At 73.2% G+C, this 23,475-nt stretch carries 17 protein-coding genes; 8 read left to right on the forward strand and 9 right to left on the reverse strand.

Annotation, left to right across the window (positions count from 1 at the left end):
- Window positions 1-2: 2 nt before the first annotated feature.
- From GHR20_RS13630 to GHR20_RS13645, 4 genes are read right to left on the reverse strand one after another with little or no spacing between them, the layout of a single operon-like run.
- On the reverse strand, window positions 3-5,504 hold the full coding sequence (locus GHR20_RS13630) for a type I polyketide synthase (protein WP_208446847.1): 5,502 nt from the start codon (window positions 5,502-5,504) through the stop codon (window positions 3-5).
- 49 nt (window positions 5,505-5,553) lie between these two features.
- Window positions 5,554-6,738 (reverse strand): nucleotide disphospho-sugar-binding domain-containing protein, encoded by a 1,185-nt coding sequence (locus GHR20_RS13635; RefSeq protein ID WP_153813315.1) that lies wholly within the window; start codon window positions 6,736-6,738, stop codon window positions 5,554-5,556.
- The gene (locus tag GHR20_RS13640; RefSeq protein ID WP_153813316.1) at window positions 6,726-7,784 is read right to left on the reverse strand and encodes a methyltransferase; all 1,059 of its coding nucleotides are present in this window, start codon (window positions 7,782-7,784) and stop codon (window positions 6,726-6,728) included. The genes GHR20_RS13635 and GHR20_RS13640 overlap by 13 nt, the downstream gene beginning before the upstream one ends.
- The gene (locus tag GHR20_RS13645) at window positions 7,781-8,242 is read right to left on the reverse strand and encodes a nuclear transport factor 2 family protein (RefSeq protein ID WP_148026695.1); all 462 of its coding nucleotides are present in this window, start codon (window positions 8,240-8,242) and stop codon (window positions 7,781-7,783) included. The genes GHR20_RS13640 and GHR20_RS13645 overlap by 4 nt, the downstream gene beginning before the upstream one ends.
- A gap of 181 nt (window positions 8,243-8,423) precedes the next feature.
- Between GHR20_RS13645 and fabG the strand changes: the two genes are divergently transcribed.
- The gene (gene fabG / locus GHR20_RS13650) at window positions 8,424-9,212 is read left to right on the forward strand and encodes a 3-oxoacyl-ACP reductase FabG (RefSeq protein WP_111586540.1); all 789 of its coding nucleotides are present in this window, start codon (window positions 8,424-8,426) and stop codon (window positions 9,210-9,212) included.
- 35 nt (window positions 9,213-9,247) lie between these two features.
- The gene (locus tag GHR20_RS13655; protein WP_153813317.1) at window positions 9,248-10,201 is read left to right on the forward strand and encodes an aromatase/cyclase; all 954 of its coding nucleotides are present in this window, start codon (window positions 9,248-9,250) and stop codon (window positions 10,199-10,201) included.
- Between the two features lie 72 nt (window positions 10,202-10,273).
- Here GHR20_RS13655 and GHR20_RS13660 read toward each other — a convergent pair whose 3' ends face one another.
- The 3 genes from GHR20_RS13660 to GHR20_RS13670 form a co-directional block, all read right to left on the reverse strand.
- Window positions 10,274-11,275 carry an acyltransferase domain-containing protein gene (locus GHR20_RS13660; protein WP_153813318.1) on the reverse strand — a complete coding sequence of 334 codons (1,002 nt, stop codon included), beginning with the start codon at window positions 11,273-11,275 and terminating at the stop codon, window positions 10,274-10,276.
- Window positions 11,272-12,054: a cyclase family protein gene (locus tag GHR20_RS13665; protein ID WP_153813319.1), complete on the reverse strand. Its 783-nt coding sequence runs from the start codon at window positions 12,052-12,054 to the stop codon at window positions 11,272-11,274. Before GHR20_RS13665 ends, GHR20_RS13660 begins: the two co-directional genes overlap by 4 nt.
- Window positions 12,055-12,202: 148 nt before the next feature.
- Window positions 12,203-13,879: an FAD-dependent oxidoreductase gene (locus tag GHR20_RS13670; RefSeq protein WP_153813320.1), complete on the reverse strand. Its 1,677-nt coding sequence runs from the start codon at window positions 13,877-13,879 to the stop codon at window positions 12,203-12,205.
- Window positions 13,880-14,139: 260 nt separating this feature from the next.
- Here GHR20_RS13670 and GHR20_RS13675 point away from each other — a divergent pair, with 260 nt between their 5' ends.
- Complete coding sequence (locus GHR20_RS13675; RefSeq protein WP_153813321.1) at window positions 14,140-15,762, forward strand: class I adenylate-forming enzyme family protein; 1,623 nt, start codon at window positions 14,140-14,142, stop codon at window positions 15,760-15,762.
- Between the two features lie 42 nt (window positions 15,763-15,804).
- Here the strand turns inward: GHR20_RS13675 and GHR20_RS13680 are convergent, their stop codons facing one another.
- Window positions 15,805-16,026 carry a hypothetical protein gene (locus GHR20_RS13680; RefSeq protein ID WP_153813322.1) on the reverse strand — a complete coding sequence of 74 codons (222 nt, stop codon included), beginning with the start codon at window positions 16,024-16,026 and terminating at the stop codon, window positions 15,805-15,807.
- A 213-nt stretch (window positions 16,027-16,239) separates the two neighbouring features.
- Here GHR20_RS13680 and GHR20_RS13685 point away from each other — a divergent pair, with 213 nt between their 5' ends.
- The 4 genes from GHR20_RS13685 to asnB all read left to right on the forward strand — a co-directional run bounded on the left by GHR20_RS13685 (window position 16,240) and on the right by asnB (window position 21,003).
- On the forward strand, window positions 16,240-17,493 hold the full coding sequence (locus GHR20_RS13685; RefSeq protein ID WP_275549647.1) for a beta-ketoacyl-[acyl-carrier-protein] synthase family protein: 1,254 nt from the start codon (window positions 16,240-16,242) through the stop codon (window positions 17,491-17,493).
- 68 nt (window positions 17,494-17,561) lie between these two features.
- Window positions 17,562-18,764 carry a ketosynthase chain-length factor gene (locus GHR20_RS13690; protein ID WP_275549810.1) on the forward strand — a complete coding sequence of 401 codons (1,203 nt, stop codon included), beginning with the start codon at window positions 17,562-17,564 and terminating at the stop codon, window positions 18,762-18,764.
- Window positions 18,765-18,878: 114 nt separating this feature from the next.
- Window positions 18,879-19,148: an acyl carrier protein gene (locus tag GHR20_RS13695; RefSeq protein WP_111586533.1), complete on the forward strand. Its 270-nt coding sequence runs from the start codon at window positions 18,879-18,881 to the stop codon at window positions 19,146-19,148.
- A gap of 4 nt (window positions 19,149-19,152) precedes the next feature.
- Window positions 19,153-21,003, forward strand: coding sequence for an asparagine synthase (glutamine-hydrolyzing) (asnB, locus tag GHR20_RS13700; protein WP_153813323.1), 1,851 nt, complete (start codon window positions 19,153-19,155; stop codon window positions 21,001-21,003).
- A 45-nt stretch (window positions 21,004-21,048) separates the two neighbouring features.
- Here the strand turns inward: asnB and rfbH are convergent, their stop codons facing one another.
- Window positions 21,049-22,356 (reverse strand): lipopolysaccharide biosynthesis protein RfbH, encoded by a 1,308-nt coding sequence (rfbH, locus tag GHR20_RS13705; RefSeq protein WP_153813324.1) that lies wholly within the window; start codon window positions 22,354-22,356, stop codon window positions 21,049-21,051.
- A gap of 228 nt (window positions 22,357-22,584) precedes the next feature.
- Between rfbH and rfbA the strand changes: the two genes are divergently transcribed.
- Window positions 22,585-23,460, forward strand: coding sequence for a glucose-1-phosphate thymidylyltransferase RfbA (gene rfbA / locus GHR20_RS13710; protein ID WP_111586530.1), 876 nt, complete (start codon window positions 22,585-22,587; stop codon window positions 23,458-23,460).
- The last annotated feature ends 15 nt before the right edge of the window (window positions 23,461-23,475 follow it).

Below are 23,475 nucleotides of genomic sequence, written 5' to 3' on the forward strand. Positions count from 1 at the left end.
CCTCACCCTCTGCTGTCCGCTGTGGAAGTCCCCGCGGGTGCCGGGACCGGGTCGCCGTCCGTCGCCCCGGGCGGCAGGAGCAGGTCGAGGAGGTGGTCACTGATCGCGCTCACGGTGGGCAGCTGCCACAGCAGGGTCGCCGGCAGGCTCAGCCCGAGGCGCCTCTCCAGCCGGTTGCGGATCGCCAGGGTGATCACCGAGTCGACGCCCAGAGCCGTCAAGGGACGGTTGACGTCGAGGTGCTCCGCGTCCGTCCGGGTCTCGGCGACGACCTGCGCGCCGACCTCGCCCAGCATCCAGGCGCGGCGTTCCTCCGCGGTGACGGCCGCGAGGGTCGTGGCGATGTCGTCCGGTGCGGCGGCGGCCTCGGTGGACGCCGCGCCGAAGTCGAGCTCGCGGAGCACGGGCAGCCGTACCGTCCCGTCGGCGTCGGGCAGCGTCCGGAAGACGGCGACCTGGGGATACCGGTACCGGGATGCCTGGTCCCACGCCCAGAACGCCTCCTCGGCCGAGATGTCGCTGACACCCACGTTGCGCAGTTCCTCGTCCACGACGTCGTTGACGGCCATGCCGGCGCCGCGCCAGGAGGTCCAGCAGAGGCTGAGCATGTCGTCGTGGCCCGCGGCGGCGCGCCGCCGCGCGAGACCGTCGAGGAACCCGTTGGCCGCCGCGTAGCTCGCCTGGCCGGTGAGACCGAGCAGCTGCCCCACGGAGGAGAACAGCGCGATGAAGTCGACGCTGCCGGGCGGGAAGAGCTGGTCCAGCACCAGCGCGCCGACGGCCTTGGGGCGCATGACCGCGTGCAGCGAGTCGCGGGTGAGACCGCCGAGGAGCCGGTTGTCCAGGACGCCTGCCGCGTGCACGACACCCCTGATGGGGGGCAGCCCCAGCGCGTCGGTGTCGAGCACGGCGGCGAGCCGCGCGGCGTCGGCGACATCCACGGCCACGGTGCGCACGGTGACGCCGCGCGCCTCCAGGGCGCGGACCGCGGTGATCCGCTCGCGCCACGCCGGGTCGGTCACCGTGTCCCAGGTGCTGCGGGGCGGCAGGGCCGTCCGGCCGGCCAGGACCAGGCGGCGGGCGCCACGGGCGACCAGCCACTCGGCGACGTACCGTCCGAGGACTCCGAGGCCCCCGGTGATCAGGTAGGTGGCGTCCGGCCGGCACACCAGGGGGGCCCGCCCGGGCGCGTCGTCGGCCGGGACGAGCCGGGCCGCGAGCAGTTCACCGGCCCGGGGGGCGAAGACCTCGGCGGGACCCCCGCCGCCCAGCACGTCGAGGAGCGTGGCGGCGCCCGCCTCGGCGTCGGGGCCGCTGGGGTCGAGGTCGACGATGCCGCCCCAGAACTCGGGGTGTTCGCCTCCGACGATCTGGCCGAGGCCCCACAGCGGGGCCTGCCACAGCGCCCGGCTTCCCGCGCCCTCGCGGAGCCCCACCGTGCCCAGCCACAGCTTGGGCAGGCGCAGCCGGCCCGCGCCGGCGAGGATCTGCGCGGCACGCACGAGGGTCCACGCCCGCTCCTCGGCCCGGTCGGCGTCGGTCGGGCCGGGGTCGGTCCGGCCGGGGTCGGTCCGGCCGGGGTCGGTCCGGCCGGGGTCGGTCCGGCCGGGGTCGGTCCGGCCGGGGTCGGTCAGGCCGGGGTCGGTCAGGCCGGCATCGCCGGACTCGTCCGCGCCCGTCCAGAGCAGTACGGCGTCACGGTCGTCCAAGTCCGCGACCAGGGCGCCGAGTTCCTCCACACCGGCCAGCAGGACATGGCGGGTGTCCGCCGCCTCGGCCTGTCGTGCCCATTGCGCGCCGGTACCAATTCCGTCGCCGACGACGACCAGCGTGCGCGGCGGCGCGGACCGTGCGGCGCGGGTGACCGGCCGCCAGTCCATCCGGTGCACCAGGGTGCCAGGGCCGAGACCGGCGGACGAGGGGGCGCCGTCGAGTGCGGCGTAGCGCAGGCCCGTGAGGCACCCCGCGACGCGGCCCTCGTCGTCGGTGACGACGATGTCGACACACGTCTCCTCGCCCGCCGTGACCTTGACGTGGACGAGCGGCCGCTCGGGCGGCGGGGCGGTCAGCGCGAGTCCGGCGAGCCGGGAGACGAGGCGCAGGCCGGGTTCGCCGTCGAAGACCATCGGCGCCACCGACAGGGCCGCGTCGAGCACGGCGGGCCAGTCGCCGGCGGACGCGTCCGCGCCGGAGGTGGCGGACACCCTGGACGTCCCCGATCCGCCGGACACGTCGACGACCCTGATCCGGGCGAGGAGTTCACCGGGCGCCACGGCCAGTTCCGGTGTCTCCCAGGCGAAGCCGGTGTCGGTGATGCCGGTCGTGCGCAGCCGTTCGGCGGCGGCCCCCGGGGGCAGTGCGCGTGTGCAGCGCGCGCGAACGGCGCCCAGGTCGAGGTCCGGCCGGGCGGCGGGGGGCCCGCCGGCCAGCGCGGTGGTGTGGGTCTGCCAGGCGGCGCCGGTGGCGGACGGCTCGGCGCCGGCGTCGTACGGCCGGGACACGATGGACGCCGCCCCGTCCCGTACGAGGACCTGCACCTCCCGCGGTGCGGCCGGGGTGAGCGGGGTGAGGAAGGCGACGTCGCACAGACTTCCGGCGGCGCCGGCGACGAGCAGGGTGCGCAGCAGCACGGTGGCGGGCACGATCTCGACGCCGCGCACCGGATGCCGCCCGGGGTAGGGCCGGTTGTCGAGGTCGAGGACGGTGCGCCAGACCCGCAGCGGGGCGGCGTCCGCCACGTCGACCGGCGATCCGAGGAGCGTGCCCGTGCCGGCGTCGTGCCCCTGGGCGCGCCAGGCGTCGTCGGCCGGGAGTTCACGCCAGTGGTCGCGGTGCTGCCATACGACGCCGGGCAGTTCGACCCGGGAGCCTGCGGTGCCCTGCGCGGTGAGGCCGACCCGGCAGCCGTGGCAGTGCAGCGCCCCGAGGGAGCCCAGCAGCGTGGCCCGCTCGGGCCGGTCGCGGCGCAGCGAGCCGGTGACGAAGCCGTCCGTCGCGTTCAGGCTCTCCAGCGTCTCGCCGATGGAGTGTGACACCACGGGGTGGGCGGACACCTCCAGGAAGAGGCGGTGGCCGTCCTCGACCGCGGCGGTGACGGCATCCGCGAGCCGTACCGGATTGCGCAGGTTGGCCGCCCAGTACTCGGCGTCGCGCGGCGGATCGGCGCGCGGGTCGTCCAGCGCCGTGGGGTAGACCGTGAGCCTGGGCGCGGACGGTGAAAGGTCCCCGAGGGCGCGCCGCAGGCCGGGCAGCAGCGGGTCCATCTGCGGGCTGTGGAACGCGACGTCGGAGGCGACCGGCCGGACCGGCGTGCCCTGTTCGGCGCAGCGTTCGCCGAAGGCCCGGACCGCGTCGGGTGTGCCGGCCACCACGGTGGACCCGGGCGAGGACTGGATGGCCGCGACGACATCGCCGTCGTCCGCGAGCATCGCGCGTACGGTGTCGAAGGGCAGCGGCACCATGGCCATGGCGCCGCCGCCCGCGGCCTTCCCGACCTGCGCGGAGCGCCGGCAGATGAGGCGGGCGCCGTCGGCGAGGCCGAACACGCCCGCCTCCACGGCCGCGGCCACCTCTCCGACGGAGTGACCGATCACGGCGGCGGGAGCGAGGCCCTGGGCGTGCCACACGGCGGCGATGCCCGTCTGCACCGCGAACAGCAGCGCCTGGACGCGGTCGACGCCCCCGTGGTCGCCGTCCAGCAGCGCCGCTCTCGGGGAGAAGCCGAGCTCTTCCTGGAAGACCGGCTCGATCTCGTCGATGACGGCGGCGAACGCCGGTTCCTCGGTGAGCAGTTCGCGACCCATGCCGCTCCACTGGGCGCCGTGTCCGGAGAACACCCAGACGGCGTCGGCGGGTCCGGTGAGCGGGGCGCTGCCGGTGACGGTTCCGGCGGCGGGCTGACCCGCGGCGAGCTTGCGCAGTTCGTAGCGCAGGGACGCGGCGTCCTTGGCGACCACGGCGGCCCGGTGGGCGAGATGGGTCCGCCCGTGCCACAAGGTGTGCCGCAGATCGGCGAGTTCGGCGGCTCCGCCGTCCCGGTCCACCGTGTCGGCGAGGCGGCCGGCGTACGCGCGCACCGCTGCCGCGGACGCGCCGGAGACCGGGTACAGCTGGGCCGTGGAAGGGGGTGCGGTGTCCCGGGCGCCGCCGGGGGACTTGGACGTGCCGCCGTTTGGGGGCGCCTCCTCGAGGAGCACGTGGGCGACCGTGCCGCCGTAGCCGAAGGCGGAGACGCCGGCCCGGCGCGGGTGGTCGCCGTCGGGCCACGGGGTGCGGTGCGCGGCGACGCGCAGCCCCGAATCGGCCCAGGGGATGGCCGGGTTGGGGGTCAGGAAGCCTGCCTGCGGGGGTATCTCCCCGTGCGTCAGGGCGAGGACGGTCTTGATGACACCGGCGATGCCGGCGCCGGCCTCCAGGTGACCGATGTTGCTCTTGACGGAGCCGATCAGCCCCGGCCGGTCCGGTGCCCGGCCGGCCCCGAACACGGCGCTCAGGGCGGCGGCCTCGATGGGGTCGCCGGCCCGGGTGCCGGTGCCGTGCGCCTCGATGTAGTCGACGCTCGCCGGGGAGACACCGGCCCGCCCCAGGGCGAGCCGGGCCACCTCCTGCTGGGCCTCGCCGTTGGGCGCCATGATCCCGTTGGTCCGCCCGTCCTGGGAGACGGCGCTGCCCCGGATCACGGCGAGGACGCGGTCGCCGTCCCGGTGCGCGTCGGACAGGCGTTTCAGTACGACGATCCCCGCGCCCTCGCCGCGCCCGTACCCGTCGGCGTCGGCGTCGAAGGGCCGGGAACGGCCGCCGGGCGAGGTGGCGCCGGCCGCGTCGAGCACCATGGACAGGCCCGGAGCCGCGATCACGTTGACCCCGCCGACGAGGGCGAGGCCGGTCTCGCCGGCCCGCAGCGCCGCGCAGCCGAGATGGACGGCGGCCAGCGACGAGGAGCACGCGGTGTCCAGGGAGACACTGGGGCCGCGCAGGTCGAGGGTGTACGAAACCCGGTTGGCGACGGCGCACAAGGAGGCGCCGATGCCGGTCCAGCCCTCGATCCGCGGCAGGTCCTCCAGCAGCCGGCGCCCGTAGTCGTCGGAGCCGACGCCCATGTACACGGCGGCGTCGCGGCCCGCGAGCGTGTGCGGCGCGATGCCCGCGTGCTCCAGAGCCTCCCAGGAGAGTTCCAGCACGATGCGCTGCTGCGGGTCCATCAGTTCCGCCTCGCGTGGCGTGATGCCGAAGAACTCGGCGTCGAAGCCCTGCGGGCGGGTGAGGAACCCGCCGCGTGCGGTGGTGCGGCGCACGGCTCGCGCGTACTCGGGCCCCCGCTGCTCGTACGCCGCCCAGCGGGCGGGCGGGATCTCGCCGACGGCATCCTTGCCGGCGAGGATGAACTCCCAGAACTCGTCCGGGGTGTTGATGTCTCCGGGCAGCCGACAGGCCATGCCGACGATGGCCACAGGTTCCGCGGCGGGCGACTGCTCGGGGGGACGACCGTCACTGACGACTGACAAGGGGATCTGCTCCTCGCGCACTAGTTGTTCCCTCACCGCGGCGGGCCGCTCAGCGGCCCGGGAGTTCCTCCAGCCGGGCCACCGTGTCGTTGACGGAGGGCAGCCGGGCCATGCCGGCCGCCACCTCGGCCGCGCACAGCCGGTAGCGCGCGTCACCGAGCAGGGCGTCGATCGCCGCGCCGACGGCGAGGCCGTCGTCGGTGACCGCGTGATGGTCCAGCGCGAGGCCACTGCCGGTCGCCGCGACCCGTTCGCCGCAGCCCACGTAGGCGGGATGCTGCTGGGCCAGGACGAGTTGGGGCACACCGAAATGGGCGGTGGTCAGACAGGTGCCGGCGCCGCCGTGGTGGATGACCAGGTCGCTGTCGCCGACGAACAGGTTGAGCGGCGCCGGGTCGACGAGCCGGAACGACGGCGGCAGCGTGCCGAGCCGGTCCGCGTGGGCGGTGCCCAGCGGCAGTACGACCTCGGCGCCCCGCAGCCCGGCGACGGCCCGCGCCACACAGGCGACCAGGGCCTCGCTCCACTCGTCGCGCATGGTCTGTGCCCCGAGCATGCCGAGGGAGACGACGATGCGCGGGCCGCGGCGGGGGGCGTGCGCCCACTCGGGCATCTCCCCGACCCCGTTGTACGGGGCGTAGCGGACGGGGGTGGCCGCCGGCAGGCCGGCGAACTGGAGGTCCGGCGGGCAGGGGTCGAGTGTGAGGTCGGGGCTGGGGAAGCCGTCCGGCAGCCCGGCCTTGACGCAGAACTCCCGCAGCGCGTCGGTGGCGTGGTGGTGGATCATCGGCGCGAGCAGGTCCGGGCCCCAGCGGTGGAACACCGCCGGCACTCCGATCAGGCCCGCGGTGATGAGCCCGTTGTAGTCCATCTCGGAGACGACCAGGTCCGGCTTCCAGCGGCGGGCGAAGTCCGTGAACAGGTGGCTGGTGTCCTGCACGAGCAGCCGCCACCAGTGGCCCATGTCCGCCCAGGGCCTGCGGTCGGCGAGTTCACGCGCCGTCAGGATCTTCGCCGGGGCGGCGTCCTTGCTCATGTGGCCGGGCCTGACGTGTGCGCTGAAGCCCCCGTCCGTGCCGATCCGTACGGCGGGCAGGCCCGCCGTGACGGCGGCGTCCACCACATCGGCCATGCCGGCGACGACGACCTGGTGCCCGGCGGCGCGAAGTGCCCAGCCGAGCGGGACGATCTGCATGAAGTGACTGGGGATGTAGGCGGTGATCAGGACGCGCATACCGTGCTCTCCACCAGGTGCAGGTACGAGTTGACCGGGCGGATCCCGTCCACGCGCAGCCCGGCTTGTTCGATCAGGCCGAGCAGACCGGCGCGGGTGTGCTTCTTGCCGCCCACGTTGAGGAGCAGCAGCAGGTCCATGGCGGTGGTGAACTTCATCTCCGGGCTGCCGTCGACGAGGTTCTCCATGACGACGACGCGGGCGCCGGGGCGGGCCGCCCGGGCCACGTTGCGCAGTGTGCGCACCGTGCTCTCGTCGTCCCACTCGAGGATGTTCTTCAGGATGTAGACATCCGCCTCGACGGGGACCTCCTGGCGGCAGTCGCCGGGCACCAGGGTCGCCCGGCCGGCCAGCGCACCCCCCTCGCGCAGCCGCGGGTCGGCGCCGGCCACGACGTCCGGCAGGTCGAGCAGGATGCCGTGCAGCGACGGATGGCGTTCCATGAGGGTGCTCAGGACGTGTCCCTGGCCGCCGGCGATGTCGGCGACCCGGCCGGCGTCCGCGATGTCGAGCACGTCCGCGATGGCCTGGGCGGAGAGCCGGCTCGACTGGGTCATGGCCTTGTCGAAGACGGCGGAGGACTCGGGCGCGTCCTCGTGCAGGTAGGTGAAGAACTCCTTCGCGTGCAGCCCGGGAAAGACGCTCTTGCCCGTGCGTACGGCCTCGTCGAGGTGGCCCCACACCTCCCAGGACCAGGGCTCGGTGGCCCACAGCGCGTTGTACTTCAGTCCGCGGGGCGCGTCCTCGCGCAGCAGCCGGGAGAAGGCCGTGTGGCCGACCAGGCCGTCGGCGGTCAGGGTGAAGATGTCGTAGCACCGCAGGGCGCGTACCAGGCGCTCCAGTGCGTCGGCGTCCGCGCCGACGGTGCGGGCGAGGTCGGCGACGGCGACGGGGGTGTCCCCGACGGCGTCGGCGACGCCGAGCCGGGCGGCGGCACGGATCGCGGCGGCGCAGGCCGCGCTGTGCGCGAGTTCCCGCATCCGCAGGACGGCTTCGGGCACGGCCGTGCCGGTGCCGGTCTCTGTGTCGGTGGTCATGGGGGTCATTCGCCCTTCCCGGTCGGCAGATCGTCGCGGTAGACCTGGCGGTGCCGGACCTTCAGCCGGCCGTCCTCGCGGACCAGCACGTCGTCGCAGGTGCAGCTGAGCCGTATCTCGGCCTGTCCGCCCTGTGCGGTGCTGGTGATCAGTGCGTAGGTGCGGGCGAGGACGGTGTCGTCGTCCTGCGGGTCGACCTGGAGCATGCCGAGCCAGTGGCGGCGCTGGATGCCCTCGGCGGCGAGCTGCGCGGCGGCCCTGCGGGCGCCGGCCTCGATCTCCGCGCGGCCCCGCTGGGGTTCGGGGTGCGCGTTGGCCGCGAACACCCCGTCCTCGGTGAAGGTCAGGGCCCATTCCTCGACGGCCCCGCTGTCGAGGTGGCGCATCTGCCTCCCGTAGAAGTGCTGGATCTCCAGGTAGAGCTGGGTGTCGTCGTACGTGCCCGTGCGGTGCTCCGCGAGCGGCATGTGATCGAGCCCTCCCTCTCGGTTCGATGCCGATGATCTGGCGTCACCCTGACAGCGCCGACTCGAGAGGTACTGGAGCGGGCGTGGGAGTGCCCACACCCGCCCCTCGATCGGCCTTCCGCCCTCGCTCGAGGCGAGCGCACGACGCTGACGTGCACCGACACCTGCCCGGAGGGAATCCATGAGCACAGACGCCACCCCAGACATCGCCCTGGTGACGGGCGGCACCAGTGGGATCGGTCTGGCCGTCGCACGAAAGCTGGCCGCGCGCGGCACCCGGATCTTCCTGTGCGCCCGCACCGAGGCCGATGTGAAGGAGACGGTCGGCACGCTGCGCGACCAGGGGCTCGAGGCGGACGGTATCGCCGCCGACGTCCGCGACCCGGGTGCCGCGGACGCGCTGGTGCGGGCGGCCGTCGACCGGTTCGGCCCGCTGACCGTGCTCGTCAACAACGCGGGGCGCAACGGCGGCGGGGTGACGGCCCGGATCACCGACGAGCTGTGGGACGACGTGATCGAGACCAACCTCAACAGCGTGTTCCGGGTGACCCGAGCCGCGCTCGCGCACGGCGGCATCGGCGCGGAGCGTCCCGGACGCATCATCAGCGTCGCCTCGACGGGCGGCAAACAGGGGGTTCCGCTGGGTGCGCCGTACTCCGCCGCGAAGGCGGGGGTCATCGGCTTCACCAAGGCACTGGCGAAGGAGCTGGCGCCCACCGGTACGACCGTGAACGCGGTCTGCCCGGGCTATGTGGAGACGCCCATGGCCGTGCGGGTCCGGCAGGCGTACGCCGACACCTGGAACACCACCGAGGAGAAGGTGCACGAGCAGTTCAGGGCGAAGATCCCGCTCGGCCGCTACTCGACCCCCGAGGAGGTCGCGGGTCTCGTGGACTACCTGACGACCGAGGACGCCGCCTCGATCACCGCCCAGGCGCTCAACGTCTGCGGCGGGCTGGGAATCTACTGATGCCGGCGGCCGGGAGCCGCGGAGAGGACGCCAGAATGGCTGCGCACGGAAAGCACCACACGTCGCACGAGATCGACATCGACGCTCCGGCCGGGACGGTCTACCGCGTCATCGCCGACGCGCGGCGCTGGCCCGACTTCTTCGGCCCGACCGTGCACGTGGAGCGGGAGGCGCTGGAGGAGGGCGCCGAGCGGCTCCGGATCTGGGCGACCGCCAACGAGGCGGTGAAGTCCTGGACCTCGCGTCGTGAACTCGACGAGGCCGCGCACCGCGTCACCTTCCGGCAGGAGGTCTCGACACCCCCGGTCGCCGCCATGGGCGGCACCTGGACGGTCACGGAGCGGCCCGGGGGCGGGGCGCGGCTGGTGCTGACACACGACTTCGAGGCGGTCGGCGACACTCCTCAGAACGTGGCGTGGGTGGAGCGGGCCACCGACCGCAACAGCCGGACGGAGCTCGGCAACATCAAGGGGCTGGCGGAGGGCTGGGAGCACCTCGGCGAACTGCTGTTCTCCTTCGAGGACTCGGTGCTCGTGGACGCGCCGGCGCAGGCGGCGTACGACTTCCTGTACCAGGCGAAGAAGTGGCCGGAGCGGCTGCCGCACGTCACCCGGCTCGACCTCGCCGAGGACGTGCCGGACGTGCAGCTGATGGTGATGGACACGCTGGCCAAGGACGGCTCCACGCACCGCACCGAATCGGTACGGGTGTGCTTCCCGGACGAGCACCGCATCGTCTACAAGCAGCTCGTCCCCCCGTCCCTCATGGCCACGCACACCGGCGAGTGGACCGTGCGCGCGGCCGGCGAGGGCGGCGTGCGCGTCGCGTCCCGGCACACCGTCGTCGTCAAGGAGGCGGCGGTCACGAAGGTGCTGGGACCCGAGGCGACGGTCGCCACGGCGCGGGACTTCATCCGGGCGGCGGCCGGCGGCAACAGCATGGCGACGCTGTCCCTGCTCAAGGAGTTCGCCGAGTCCGGCCAGGAGTGAGGGCCGTTTTACCGGCCCTGGGCCCCGGACCGCGCGCCGCGGTCCGGGGCCCAGGGCCTGCTGGCGCCCGGATCAGCCGTCCAGCCCGTACCCCTCGGTCCGGAGCGTGTCGCGCGCCCTCTCCAGGGCCTGCCGGTCCGCCTCGGCGCCGCCGGGCCGGGCCGGGGAGAGGGCGGCGACCGTGCTGCGGCCGGTGCGGACGGCCTTGTGGCGCCGGGCGAATGTGGCGAGCCCCTGCCCGGGGCCCACCTCCAGCAACAACCGGTCGCCTTCCGCGAGCAGGGTGTCCAGGGCCGGCCAGAACAGCACCGGCCGGGCGGGCTGGTACGCCCAGTAGGCGGGACTGACCGCCTCCTCGGCGCTCAGCGGGACGGCGGTGTACCCGGAGTGGACCCGCAGTGCCGGTGCCCGGCGCCCGGCAGCGGCGATCAGCTGCTCGGCGCCCTCCAGCACCGGTTCCATCAGGGGACTGTGGAACGCCGTGGCGGACGCCACCCTGCGGCAGGCGAACCCGTCCGAGGCGAGCCGCCAGGCGGCCTTGGCGAGCGGGATCTCGGGCCCGGCGAGGACGGCCGCGAGCGGCGCGTTCACCGCGCCGATCACCACACCGTCGCCGAGGTAGGGCTCGAGCCGCGCCGCGGTCGCCGCGACGGCGAGCATGCCGCCCGCCTCGGCCCGCGCCGCCCGGCTCACCCGGTCCGCCACCAGCCGCGCCGCGTCCTCGAGGCGGAACACGCCGGCCAGTACGGCCGCCGCGACCTCGCCGACGCTGTGCCCGAGCAGGGCGACCGGCCGGATGCCCCAGCTGAGGACGAGCCGTCCCAGGGCGTAGTCCACGGCGAAGAGCAGGGGCTGCGCGAACGCCGCGTCGTCGCAGGGCGGTTCGGGCCGCTCGGCGAGCCACTGCACGCGCAGGGCGCGGCCTCGGTCGCCGAGCGCGGTGAACACCTCGTCCATGGCGCGGGCGAAGACCGGCTCGCTCGGGAGCAGTCCGGCGGCCATCCGCGCGTACTGCGACCCCTGTCCCGGCAGCAGGAGTGCCACGGGGCGGGGGCCGGGGGCGGGACGGCTCATCCCTCGTCGACCAGGGCCACGGCCCGCGCCCAGCCGGCACCGGCCCCGACGATACGGACCGGCAGGCAGGAGACGGTGAAGCCGGTCGCGGCCGGCAACGCGTCCAGGTTGGCCAGCCGCTCGATCTGGCAGTACTCCTTTTCCCGGCCCGCGAAGTGGGCGGGCCACAGGACTTTGTGGTCCCCGCTCTCGTGGAACTTCTCGATCATGTGGGCGAAGGGCGCGTCGAGGCTGAAGGCGTCGGTGCCGATCACGCGCACGCCGAGGGCGAGCAGCAGCCGGGTCGCGGAGCCGTCGAGGCCCGTGAAGTCGGTGAAGTACTCGGGGGTGCCGGCGAGCCGGTCGGCACCGGTGCGCAGCATCACGATGTCCAGCGGCGCCGGCTCCCGGCCGGCCTCGTCGAACGCGCGCCGCAGCCGGTCCGCGTCCACGGCGCCGACCGGCGCGTCGGTGAGATCGAGGACCATGCCGGGCCGTACGAACCAGTCCAGCGGCATGGCGTCGATGTGCCGGGGGGCGCCGGTGCGGTAGTCGGCGCGGGTGCCGTAGTGGGAGGGGGCGTCCACATGGGTTCCGGTGTGCGTGGTGAGGGTCAGGGTGTCGAGCGACAGCAGTTCCCCGTCCGGCAGCTGGTCCGGGTCGAAGTCGATCCCCCAGTTCTCCCGCATGCCCTCGGCCATGTGCCGGGCACCCTCGGCAGGGGACAGGACCTCGTGGACGACGGGGTTGGGTTCCCACACGCCGGCGTCGACGGGGGTGGACAGGTCGATGATGCGCACGGCGGCTCCGCTCTCGCTCCTGGATCGGCTCTGTTCGGTACGACGTGGGCCGACCGGTCCGGGCCCGGTCGAGGGCTGGTCCGGGCCCGGTCGGGGGCTGGTCCGGGGCCGGTCGGGGGCCGGTCCGGGGCCGGTCGGGTTCCGGGGTCTAGACGACGGCGCCCGGCCCGTCGCCCGCCGGATGCGCGTCGGCGTCCTCGTCCCCGGGGAGCAGGTGGACCCGGCGCAGGAGGTGTTCCAGCTCGTCCGCCGCGCCGAGTCCGCCCTTGGCCGCGAGGTAGCCGTCCGGCCGGACGAGGGCGTAGCCGGGATCGGGCACGCCCAGCCCCCGCCACAGTGCGCCGTCCGGGTCGGCCAGCGGGTGCGGGCCCGGTGCGCAGCCGCTCGCGCCGACCGTACGGACGCGGACCTCCGCGCCGTAGCGGCGGTCGATCCGCTCGAGTGCGGCCCGGCCGGCCGGAGAGGCGCCGGCGGACGGGCGGACCAGCAGCACCCAGCGGGGGTCGGTGAACTCCTCGCACAGGGCGCGCCAGCCGGCCGAGTCCCGCTCGGTGCGCGCGGTGCAGCCCACCCGGGCGCCGGGGGCGATGCCGTCGGGCCGCTGTGCCGCGAAGGTCAGCGGGCTGTCCGGGTAGGCGAGCGCGAGCCCGGACATCACGCGCTGCACCTTGCGTTCGACCTTCCGCCTGACCGGCCGGACGGCGTCGAGCAGGCCGAGGCCGGCCGGGAGGAGGGCCCGCGCGGCGGCGTTCTGCAGCGCCACGAGACCGGTGGCGGTCTTCGTGGACATCAGCAGCTTCTCGCCGACCGGCACGCGCTCGGCGCTGTAGCTGTCGAGCAGCGCCTCGGCCGCGTGGCCGTGCACGACGGCGGCGAGTTTCCAGGCGAGGTTGTGCGCGTCCTGGACGCCGGTGTTCATCCCCTGCCCGGAGGCGGGGCTGTGCACATGCGCGGCGTCGCCGGCGAGGAAGCAGCGGCCGGAGCGCATGGTGCGGATCATCCGCTGCCGGATGGTGAAGACGGACACCCAGGTCAGCTCGCGCACGGTGAGGGCCCGGCCGGTCCCGCGGGCGATCTTTTGGGTGAACCGCTCGGCGATCACCTCGGGTTCGTCGGCGCGGTCGACGTCCACCGTGTCGAGCAGGCGCCACTTGCCGGGCTCGGGGAACGGAACCATGAGGATGGTGCCGTTGCCGGTGTGCATCCAGTGGAGGCTGTCCGGTGGCAGGTCGGTGTCCAGTACGGCGTCCGCCGTCAGCCAGGTCTCGTTGTTCTCGCCGACGAGGTCGATGCCGAGGGCTCGGCGGACGGTGCTGTGCGCACCGTCCGCGCCGATCAGCCAGGGTACGGTCAGCCGCTCGGCGGTGCCGTCCGCGCGCCTGAGTGTCACGGCCGCGTGGTCGTCGTGGGAGGTGACCTGCTCGAGCCCCACGCCCCATTCGATCTTCACTCCGAGGTCGCGTACGTGCTCGCGCAGCACCTGCTCGGTCAGCACCTGGTCGATCTGCAGAGTGAAGGGGAAGCGCGTCGGCAGCCGGGAGAAGTCGGCGTCCAGCCGGGCGAGGGCCCGCCCGCGCTGGTGCATCGTGAACTTCTCGACGCGGCGGCCGAGCCGCAGCACGTCCTCCAGCACTCCCATCTGGTGGTAGACCTCGAGGGCACGGGCGTGCGTGGCGGTCGCCCGGCTCGTGACCGCCGGTCCCTCGGCGCGGTCCACGACCCGCACACGCACCCCGCGCCGGGCCAGCTCATGGGCGGCCGTCAGCCCGACCGGTCCCGCGCCCGCGACGAGCACCTCGGTGTCCGGTGTCTTCCCCGAGCCCATCCGGGCCTCCCTCTGGTCGGCTTGGTACGGCGGGGCCGCACGCGCTCGTGCGCCGTCGTACGCGGTCGGGCGACCCGACCGCGGTCGTACGGCGCCCACGGCGCACGCGGCATCTGCCGGTCAGGCTCGGTGGCGTGGCTCGACGCGGCCCGGAATCTCGCTGGAGAGCGCCACTCGCCCGCCACTCGAGCCGCAGCCGAAGCGCGCGGGCCACAGTCGCGCTCAGCATCTGACGGCGGTTGCGAGGAGGAACATCCACGATGGCCATGACCGAACCGGTGACCAAGGCCGACAGCACCACGCGGGCCGCGCCCCTGAACACCCTCTCCGCGATGCTCGGCGGACCTCGCGTCGACAGCCTGCTCAGCCGGGCGGCGGCCCGGCATCCCGGGAAGCCGGCGCTGCGCGGTGCGACGGGCGACATCGGCTACGCGGAGCTGGACGCGCGGGTGAGCGCGTGTGCCGCGGCGCTGCGCGAACTGGTGGGCGGCCCGGACGAGGTGATCGGGATCGCCGCGGTGCTCGATCCCGTCTTCGCCGTCGGCTACTTCGGCATCACCCGCTCCCGCAACGTCGCCGCGGTCGTCAACCCCCTGCTCACCGAGGAGCGGCTGCTGCACGTCCTCGGCACGTCCGCGTGCCGGGCTCTGATCGTCTCCCCCGGGCTCTATCCGGCGCTCGCCGCCATCCGGAACCGGCTGCCGGAGCTGCGGCACGTGGTGCTGACGGAACGCGCCGAGAGCCTGGACGAGAGCGCGGACGCCGTGCCCACGCTGGCCGAACTGATGGCCGCGGCACCGGAGTTCACCGAGGACCCGGAACAGGGCACGGACGCCCAGGAGGCCGAGCGGATCGCCGGGCTGCACTTCACGAGCGGCACCACGGGCGCGGCGAAGGCCGTCCGGCTCAGCCATTCCAACCTCACCGTCAACGCGGCGCAAAGCGCGTACGGGCACCGGGTCACCGAGTCGTCGGTGCTCTTCAACTACCTGCCGACGTTCCATCTGATGCATCTGACGATCGGTGTCTGCGCCGGTGCGACGCACGTGCTGTGGTCCGGCACCGACATCGCCGGATCGGTCACGGCCGCCGCCCGCTACGGGGCGACCCACTTCTACAGCCTGCCGATGCGGCTCACCCGGCTCGCCGCCGACCCCGGCCTCAACGAGCTCGAGGCCCCGCGGCTGCGCGCGATCCTCTCCGGCGGCTCGGCGCTGCCGCCGACCTCGGCCTCCGCGCTGAGCCAGCACTTCGGCATTCCCGTGCTCCAGGGCTACGGGCTCACCGAGACGTCCCCGTCCACGCACTTCGACGACTTCGACCGGCCCAAAGCGGGCTCGTCCGGCGTCCTGGTGCCGGGCACCGAGGTGCGGATCGTCGACGTGGACACCCGTGAGGTGCTGCCCGTCGACGCCAAGGGCGAGATCCAGGTTAGGGGGCCCCAGCTGATGCGGGGCTATCTGGGCCGCGACCTCTCGCGCGACGTCGACGCCGAGGGCTGGTTCTCCACCGGTGACGTGGGACGGGTCGACGCGGAGGGCTACCTCTTCGTGGTCGAGCGGATCAAGGACACGTTCAAGTGCGACAACTGGCTGGTGTCCCCCTCGGAGATCGAACGGGTGCTGTTCCGCCACCCCGCCGTCGACGACTGTGTGGTGGTCGACATGCCCGACCCGGTGAGCGGGGCGGTGGCGCACGCGCTCGTCGTGGCCGGCCCCGGCGGTGCCGAGCCCGCCGAGCTGGCCGAGTTCGTCAACGCGAAGCTGCCGTACTACGAGCACCTCCGGCAGGTGCACCTTGTCGAGGGCATCCCCCGCTCCAACACCGGCAAGGTGCAGCGCCGGGACCTGCGCGAGGAGCTGCTGCGCCGGACGGCCGAGTGACCGGTCCGGCACGCTGCCGGCGTACGGCGCCCGGGGGCGGTGTCATCCGTCCCGCGGGGCGCCGTCCGGGGCGAGGCCCGCCCTGGTCTCGCCCGCCCTCCACGTTCGTCCGGCGTACGGCGAGGGGCTCCCGGGACGGACTTCGTCGTGCCACTCGTCGAACAGCGCCGCCCACACGCAGTGGTCCGTCCAATGGGACATCCCCGCGCCCATCAGGCCCACGGCCAGTACCCGCCAGACCGTCAGCCGGTGTTCCTCGCGCACCGCTGCCTCCCTTCCCAGCCCTCCCGCGCGAATGTGCGGGGACCACTGTGACCGGCGGCGCTCGAGAGCGAATGGATCCATCGTTCTTCCAGATCGGCTCGAGTGGCCGTCCGGATGCTGAGGCCATCCGGCCCTGTCCGCTCATCCGGGGAGCGCCGGTCACCGACGGCGACCAAGGGGGATTCTGTGTCAGCGAGACGCGATGACCGACGTGTGGTGATCACCGGCATCGGTGTGGTCGCTCCCGGCGGCATCGGTACCAAGCAGTACTGGGAACTGCTGACCGCCGGGCGCACGGCCACCCGCACCATTTCGCTGTTCAACGCGGCCGACTTCCGTTCGCGCGTGGCCGCCGAGGTCGACTTCGACCCCGTGCGCTCGGGGCTCAGCCGACGGGAGATCCGCAAGTGGGACCGGACCACCCAGTTCGCAGTGGTCGCCGCCCGGGAGGCGCTGGCCGACAGCGGCGCCCTGGGCGAGTTCGACGCGTACCGCACCGGGGTGATGGTCGGCACCGCGTGCGGCATGACCACCAGCCTCGACCGTGAGTACGCGGTGGTCAGCGACGAGGGCCGCATCTGGCAGGTGGACGCCGCACACGGCTCGCCCTATCTCTACGACTACTTCCTGCCCTCCTCCATGGCGGCCGAGCTGGCCTGGCTGGCCGACGCGCAGGGGCCGGTGGGCGTGCTGTCCACCGGCTGCACCTCCGGGATCGATGTGGTGGGGCACGCGGCCGACCTCATCCGGGACGGTGCCGCGGACGTCATGATCAGTGGCGCGTCGGACGCCGCGATCTCCCCCATCACCGTGGCCTGTTTCGACGCCATCAAGGCGACCAGCCCCCGCAACGACAGCCCGGAGACCGCCTCCAGGCCCTTCGACCGCACACGCAACGGCTTCGTACTCGGTGAGGGAGCGGCCATATTCGTCATGGAGGAACTGGAGCACGCCCTGCGGCGCGGCGCGCACATGTACGCCGAGGTGTCCGGGCACGCGACCCGCTCCAACGCGTACAGCATGACCGGGCTGCGCTCGGACGGCGCCGAACTGGCGGCGGCGATCGGGCAGGCGATGGACCTGGCCCGGATCGACCCGTCGGAGATCGACTACGTCAACGCCCACGGCTCGGCCACCAAGCAGAACGACCTGCACGAGACGGCCGCGTTCAAGCGGGCTCTCGGCGAGCACGCGTACCGCGCGCCGGTCAGCTCCATCAAGTCGATGATCGGGCACTCGCTGGGCGCGATCTGCTCCCTGGAGGTCGCCGCGAGCGCTCTGGCCATCGAACACTCCGTCATCCCGCCGACCGCCAATCTCCACGAACCGGATCCCGACTGCGATCTCGACTATGTGCCGTTGGTCGCCCGGGAGCAGAACACCGATGTCGTGCTCAGCGTCGCCAGCGGCTTCGGCGGCTTCCAGAGCGCCATCGTGCTCACCAAGCCCGAGGGGAGCGCGGCGTGACGGCGCCGGTGGTGACCGGCACCGGGGGCCGGAAGCAGGACGGGCCCCGGTCGTCCGGGCGGCCGCCGGTGGTCACGGGCATCGGCGTCATCGCCGCCAACGGCCTGACCACCGAGGGGTACTGGAGCGCGCTGCTGCGGGGCGAGAGCGGTATCGACCGGATCACCCTGTTCGACCCGGACGGGTATCCGGCTCGGCTCGCGGGCGAGGTCAAGGGGTTCGACGCGAAGAAGTCGCTGCCCGGCCGGCTGCTGCCGCAGACGGATCGCATGACCAGGCTGGCGTTGGTGGCGGCGGACGCCGCCCTCGCCGACAGCGGCGTCGCCCCGGCGGACCTCGTGCCCTACGCGTCCGGTGTGGTCACCGCCGCGTCGGGCGGCGGCTTCGAGTTCGGGCAGCGCGAACTCCAGGCGCTGTGGAGCCGGGGCGGCAGCCATGTCAGCGCCTATCAGTCGTTCGCGTGGTTCTACCCGGTCAACACGGGCCAGATCTCCATCCGGCACAACATGCGCGGGGCCAGCGCGACCCTGGTCGCCGAGCAGGCCGGCGGGCTGGACGCGGTGGCCAAGGCGCGCCGCCATGTGCGCGACGGCACGTCCTACATGGTCACGGGCGGTGTCGACAGTGCCATGTGCCCCTGGGGCTGGCTGTGCATGACCCGGTCGGGACGGCTCACGACCGTGCGGGATCCGCGCCGCGCCTATGTGCCCTTCGACCACGACGCGGCCGGCCATGTGCCCGGCGAGGGCGGGGCGATCCTCACCCTGGAGGACCCCGGTACGGCGCGGGCACGCGGTGCCACGCCGTACGGCGCGGTCGTCGGGTACGCCGCGACCTTCGACCCGAGGCCCGGTTCCGGGCGCCCGCCGGGCCTCGCCCGGTCCATCGAACTCGCCCTGGCAGAGGCGTCGTTGCGGCCCGGTGACATCGACGTCGTGTACGCCGACGCCGCGGGGGTCCCGGAGCTGGACCGGATCGAGGCCGACACGCTGGCGGCGGTGTTCGGAGCACGGGCGGTGCCCGTGACCGCGCCCAAGACCATGACCGGTCGGCTGCTGGCCGGCGGGGGCGCGCTCGACGTGGCCACCGCGCTGCTCGGCCTGCGGGACGGCGTCATCCCGCCCACGGTGGGCATCGACCGCCCGGCCCACGCCGACGCGATCGACCTCGTGACAGGGGAGCCCCGTACGGCGTCGCTGCGGCACGCGCTGGTCCTGGCCCGCGGTTACGGCGGCCACAACTCCGCGCTGGTGCTCCGCCGGGCGGACTGATCCGGACGCCCCGCCCCACCCGAACTCCGGCGGGCCGTCCGCACGGCCCGCGGGCCGGTACATCCCACACCCCCGCGCTCCGCACCGCCGGGCGCGGCGACAAGAAGGAGAGACATGTCCGAGTTCACGCTCAACGACCTCGTCCGGGTTCTGCGCGAGAGCGCTGGAGAGGACGAGGACGTCAACCTGGAGGGCGACATCCTGGACGTCCCGTTCGACGACCTCGGCTACGACTCGCTCGCCCTCCTGAACACCGTCATCGGCATCCAGCAGATCGTGGGCGTCACCCTGCCCGACGACATCGTCTCCCAGGAGCTGACCCCGCGGCTGATGCTGGACCTGGTCAACGGCCACATCGCCGAGCCCGCCTCCGGAAAGGTCTGATCCCGTGTGCGGAATCAGCGGCTGGGTGGACTTCCGGTCGGAGCTTCCACAGCACCTCGACATCGTCCGGGCGATGACCGGCACGCTCGCCTGCCGCGGCCCGGACGCCGAGGGTATGTGGGGAGACCGCCACGCGGTGCTCGGCCACCGCCGGCTGTCCGTCATCGACCTCGAAGGAGGCGTCCAGCCCATGGTGGCGGACGCCTCCGGACGCACCCTGGCCTGCCTGAGCTTCTGCGGGGAGGTCTACAACTTCCGGGAGCTGCGGCGGGAGCTGGAGGGCCACGGGCATGTGTTCCGCACGGCGAGCGACACCGAGGTCGTCCTGCGGGGCTATCTGCAGTGGGGCGAGCGGCTGCCCGAGCGGCTCACCGGCATGTTCGCCTTCGCCGTGTGGGACCCGGACCGGGCGGAACTGCTGCTGGTGCGCGACCGGATGGGGGTCAAGCCGCTCTACTACTGGCCGACCCCGGGCGGGGTGATCTTCGGCTCGGAACCGAAGGCGATCCTCGCCCACCCCGCGGTGTCCCGCCGCGTGGACGCCGACGGCCTGTACGAGGTCCTCGACATGGTCAGGACGCCCGGCCAGGCGGTGTACACGGGGATGCACGAGGTGCGCCCCGGCGAGCTGCTGCGGGTCCGGGCGGGCGGGACCACCCGGCACCGCTACTGGGCGCTCCGGTCGCATGAGCACACCGACGACCTGGACACCACGATCGCCACGGTGCGCCGGCTGCTGGAGGACACGGTGGCGGGCCAGGTCGTCGCCGACGTACCCCTGTGCACGCTGCTGTCGGGGGGCCTGGACTCCTCGGCGGTCACCGCGCTCACCGCGCGGGCTCTGGAAGCGGAGGGCCGCGGTCCCGTGCGCTCCTTCGCGGTCGACTTCGCGGGGGCACCGGAACGCTTCGCCGGGGACGCGGTGCGCGCGTCCCCGGACACCCCGTTCGCCCGGGAGATGGCCCGGCACGTCGGTGCCGAGCACACCGAGGTGGTCATCGACAGCGCCGAGCTCACCTCGCCCGCCGTACGGCGGGCGGTGCTCGCGGCGACCGATCTGCCGCCGGCCTACTGGGGCGACATGTGGCCCTCGCTCTACCTGCTCTTCAAGGCGGTGCGGGAGCGGTCGACCGTGGCCCTGTCGGGCGAGTCGGCGGACGAACTGTTCGGCGGCTACCAGTGGTTCCGCAACCCCCGGGCACTGGACGCGGAGACGTTTCCCTGGCTGACCGCGGGGTCCGCGCGCTACTTCGGCGGACTCGGGCTGCTCGATTCGGGACTCGTGGAGAAGCTCGACGTGCCGGGCCGGCGGGCCGCGCGTTACGACCAGGCGCTGGCCGAGGTGCCCCGGCTGCCCGGGGAGACCGGGCGGGCACGGCGGATGCGGGAGGTCAGCCATCTCAACCTCACGCGGTTCGTGCAGACGCTGCTCGACCGCAAGGACCGGATGAGCATGGCGGTCGGCCTCGAGGTGCGCGTGCCGTTCTGTGACCACCGGCTGGTGGAGTACGTCTTCAACGTGCCGTGGGAGATGAAGAGTTTCGACGGCAGGGAGAAGAGCCTGCTGCGGGCCGCCACGGCCGATCTGCTGCCGGCGTCGGTCGTCGGCCGGGTCAAGACGCCGTATCCCGCGACCCAGGACCCCGCCTACGAGCGGGCACTGCGCGCGGAGCTGGCGGAGATCGTGGCGGATCCGTCCTCACCCGTGCTGCCCCTGCTGGACATGGACCGGGTGAGGCGCTGTCTGGGCCGCTCCGTCCGGGACGTCAGCCGCCCGTACGACCGGGGCGGGCTGGAGATGGCGCTGTGGCTCAACGAGTGGCTCGCCGGGTACGGGATCGATCTGGTGCTGTGAGCGAACCGTGAGCACGGGGAGGCGGCCTCCCCGTGCTCACGCGGCTCAGCCGCGCCCGGCCACGAACTCCCTGATGGACTCGGCGACATAGTCCACCATCTCGCCGGTCAGTCCCGGATAGACGCCGATCCAGAAGGTCCGCTCGGTGATGACGTCGCTGTTGGCCAGGTCGCCCACGATCCGGAACGTCTGGTCGAGGTATCCGGGGTGCCGGGTGATGTTGCCCGCGAACAGCAGGCGCGTGCCGATCTTCCGCGCCTCCAGGAAACGCAGCAGGTCGTACCGTTCGAAGGGGGCCTCGGGCAGGACGGTGAGGGCGAAGCCGAACCAGCTCGGGTCGCTGCCGGGCGTCGCCCTGGGCAGCAGCAGCCCCGGGGTGTCGGCCAGCCCCTCGTGCAGTCGGCGCCAGTTGCGGCGCCGGGCGGCGCCGAACTCGTCGAGCCTGCTGAGCTGGCTGAGCCCGAGCGCCGCCTGCAGGTCCGTGCCCTTCAGGTTGTAACCCACGTGCGAGAACGTGTACTTGTGGTCGTACCGCGGCGGCAGGTCACCCAGCTGGTACGCGTACCGCTTGCGGCAGGTGTCGTCCTCGCCGGGCTCGCACCAGCAGTCCCGGCCCCAGTCGCGCATGGACTCCACGATGCGGGCCAGCACGAGGTTGTCGGTGAGGACGCAACCGCCCTCGCCGGTGGTGATGTGGTGCGCCGGATAGAAGCTGACCGTGGCGAAGTCGCCGAAGGTGCCGGTGAGCCGGCCGCGGTAGGTGGACCCGACGGCGTCGCAGTTGTCCTCGATCAGGAACAGCCCGTGCTCCTCCGCGAGGGAGGCGACCTCCTCGACCTCGTACGGATTGCCCAGCGCGTGCGCGATCATGATCGCGCGGGTCCGGGGGCCGATGGCCTCCCTGATCCGGTCAGGCGTGGTGTTGTAGGTGCCCAGCTCCACGTCGACGAAGACGGGCACCATCCCCGCCTGCAGGATGGGGTTGATGGTGGTCGGGAATCCGGCCGCGACGGTGATGACCTCGTCCCCCGGCCGCAGCCTGCGGTCCTCGAGCTGCGGTGAGGTCAGGGACGACAGGGCCAGAAGGTTGGCGGAGGAGCCCGAGTTGGTCAGGTGCGCCTTGCGCAGGCCCAGCGCGCGGGCGAACTTCCGCTCGAACTTCCGTGACGTCACGCCCGCCGCGATCCGCATGTCCAGCGCCGCCTCGACCAGCGCCACCCGGTCCTCCTCGACGAGCGAGGCGCCGGACGGCCACACCGGGGTCACTCCGGGCACGAACTCCGGTCGCTGCGAGACCTCTTGGTGATACTTGCGCACCGACTCCAGTATGAGCGCCCTGGTGTCGCTCGGCATGTCTACCTCCCATGGGTGCGTGACCGGACGTGTCACCGGGTGACCGGGCCGGCCTGCTCGCAGCCAGCGTGGCGAGGGGTGCTCAAGAGCGCGTCTACGTTCGGTGGAAGGGCCGCGGCCGGGCGGCGTCACGGGCGGCCTCCACCGCGGCACGAGGTGGTCACGAGACCCGGCACGTGTGATGGGTGCCGTAGGCAAAACCCTCAACCACGGTCAGGGGCACCGGACATGAAAGGAATCGTGCTCGCGGGCGGGAGCGGAACGCGACTCTATCCAACCTCGCTCGCGGTCTCCAAGCAGCTCATCCCCGTCTACGACAAGCCCACGGTGTACTACCCGCTGGCGACCCTGATGCTCGCCGGCATCAGGGACATCCTCGTCATCTCGTCACCGCCCGATCTGCCGCAGTTCCGGCGCCTGCTGGGTGACGGGGGCTCGCTGGGCCTGAACATCAGCTACGCGCAGCAGGACCGTCCCAACGGGCTCGCCGAGGCGTTCCTCATCGGCTCCGAGCACATCGGCCCGGACTCGGTGGCCCTCGCGCTGGGCGACAACATCTTCCACGGGCCGGGCTTCTCCGCGCTGCTCCAGGAGACGGCACGCGACCTGGAGGGGTGCGCGCTGTTCGGCTACATCGTGAACGACCCGCAGCGCTACGGGGTGGGCGAGGTGGACCCCGAGGGCCGGCTGGTGTCGATCGAGGAGAAGCCGAACGTCCCGAAGTCCAACCGGGCCATCACCGGGCTCTACTTCTACGACAATGACGTGGTCGACATAGCCAAGAACATCCGGCCGTCCGCGCGCGGCGAACTGGAGATCACGGACGTCAATCTGGCGTACCTGGCCCAGGGGCGTGCCCGGCTGGTGGATCTGGGGCGGGGCTTCACCTGGCTGGACACCGGTACGCCGGAGTCGCTGCTGGCCGCCAGTCAGTACGTGCACACCCTGGAGAGCCGGCAGCACGTGCGGATCGCCTGCATCGAGGAGATCGCCCTGCACATGGGCTACATCGACGCCGACGCCTGCCGCCGGCTGGGCGAGAAAATGGGCGGTTCCCAGTACGGCCAGTACGTGATCGAGGTGGCCGGCGGCTGGCCCGGCTGAGCCGGGTGGCCGTAC

This window comes from Streptomyces sp. SUK 48, from assembly GCF_009650765.1.
GTDB lineage: Bacteria > Actinomycetota > Actinomycetes > Streptomycetales > Streptomycetaceae > Streptomyces.

Excerpts from the sequence above, each read along its gene's own strand:
- rfbA (WP_111586530.1), top strand. The coding sequence starts at position 22,585 with ATGAAAGGAATCGTGCTCGCGGGCGGGAGCGGAACGCGACTCTATCCA.
- GHR20_RS13640 (WP_153813316.1), bottom strand. The coding sequence starts at position 7,784 with ATGACCCCCATGACCACCGACACAGAGACCGGCACCGGCACGGCCGTG.
- rfbH (WP_153813324.1), bottom strand. The coding sequence starts at position 22,356 with ATGCCGAGCGACACCAGGGCGCTCATACTGGAGTCGGTGCGCAAGTAT.
- GHR20_RS13655 (WP_153813317.1), top strand. The coding sequence starts at position 9,248 with ATGGCTGCGCACGGAAAGCACCACACGTCGCACGAGATCGACATCGAC.
- GHR20_RS13675 (WP_153813321.1), top strand. The coding sequence starts at position 14,140 with ATGGCCATGACCGAACCGGTGACCAAGGCCGACAGCACCACGCGGGCC.
- fabG (WP_111586540.1), top strand. The coding sequence starts at position 8,424 with ATGAGCACAGACGCCACCCCAGACATCGCCCTGGTGACGGGCGGCACC.
- GHR20_RS13670 (WP_153813320.1), bottom strand. The coding sequence starts at position 13,879 with ATGGGCTCGGGGAAGACACCGGACACCGAGGTGCTCGTCGCGGGCGCG.
- GHR20_RS13695 (WP_111586533.1), top strand. The coding sequence starts at position 18,879 with ATGTCCGAGTTCACGCTCAACGACCTCGTCCGGGTTCTGCGCGAGAGC.
- GHR20_RS13660 (WP_153813318.1), bottom strand. The coding sequence starts at position 11,275 with ATGAGCCGTCCCGCCCCCGGCCCCCGCCCCGTGGCACTCCTGCTGCCG.
- GHR20_RS13645 (WP_148026695.1), bottom strand. The coding sequence starts at position 8,242 with ATGCCGCTCGCGGAGCACCGCACGGGCACGTACGACGACACCCAGCTC.
- GHR20_RS13635 (WP_153813315.1), bottom strand. The coding sequence starts at position 6,738 with ATGCGCGTCCTGATCACCGCCTACATCCCCAGTCACTTCATGCAGATC.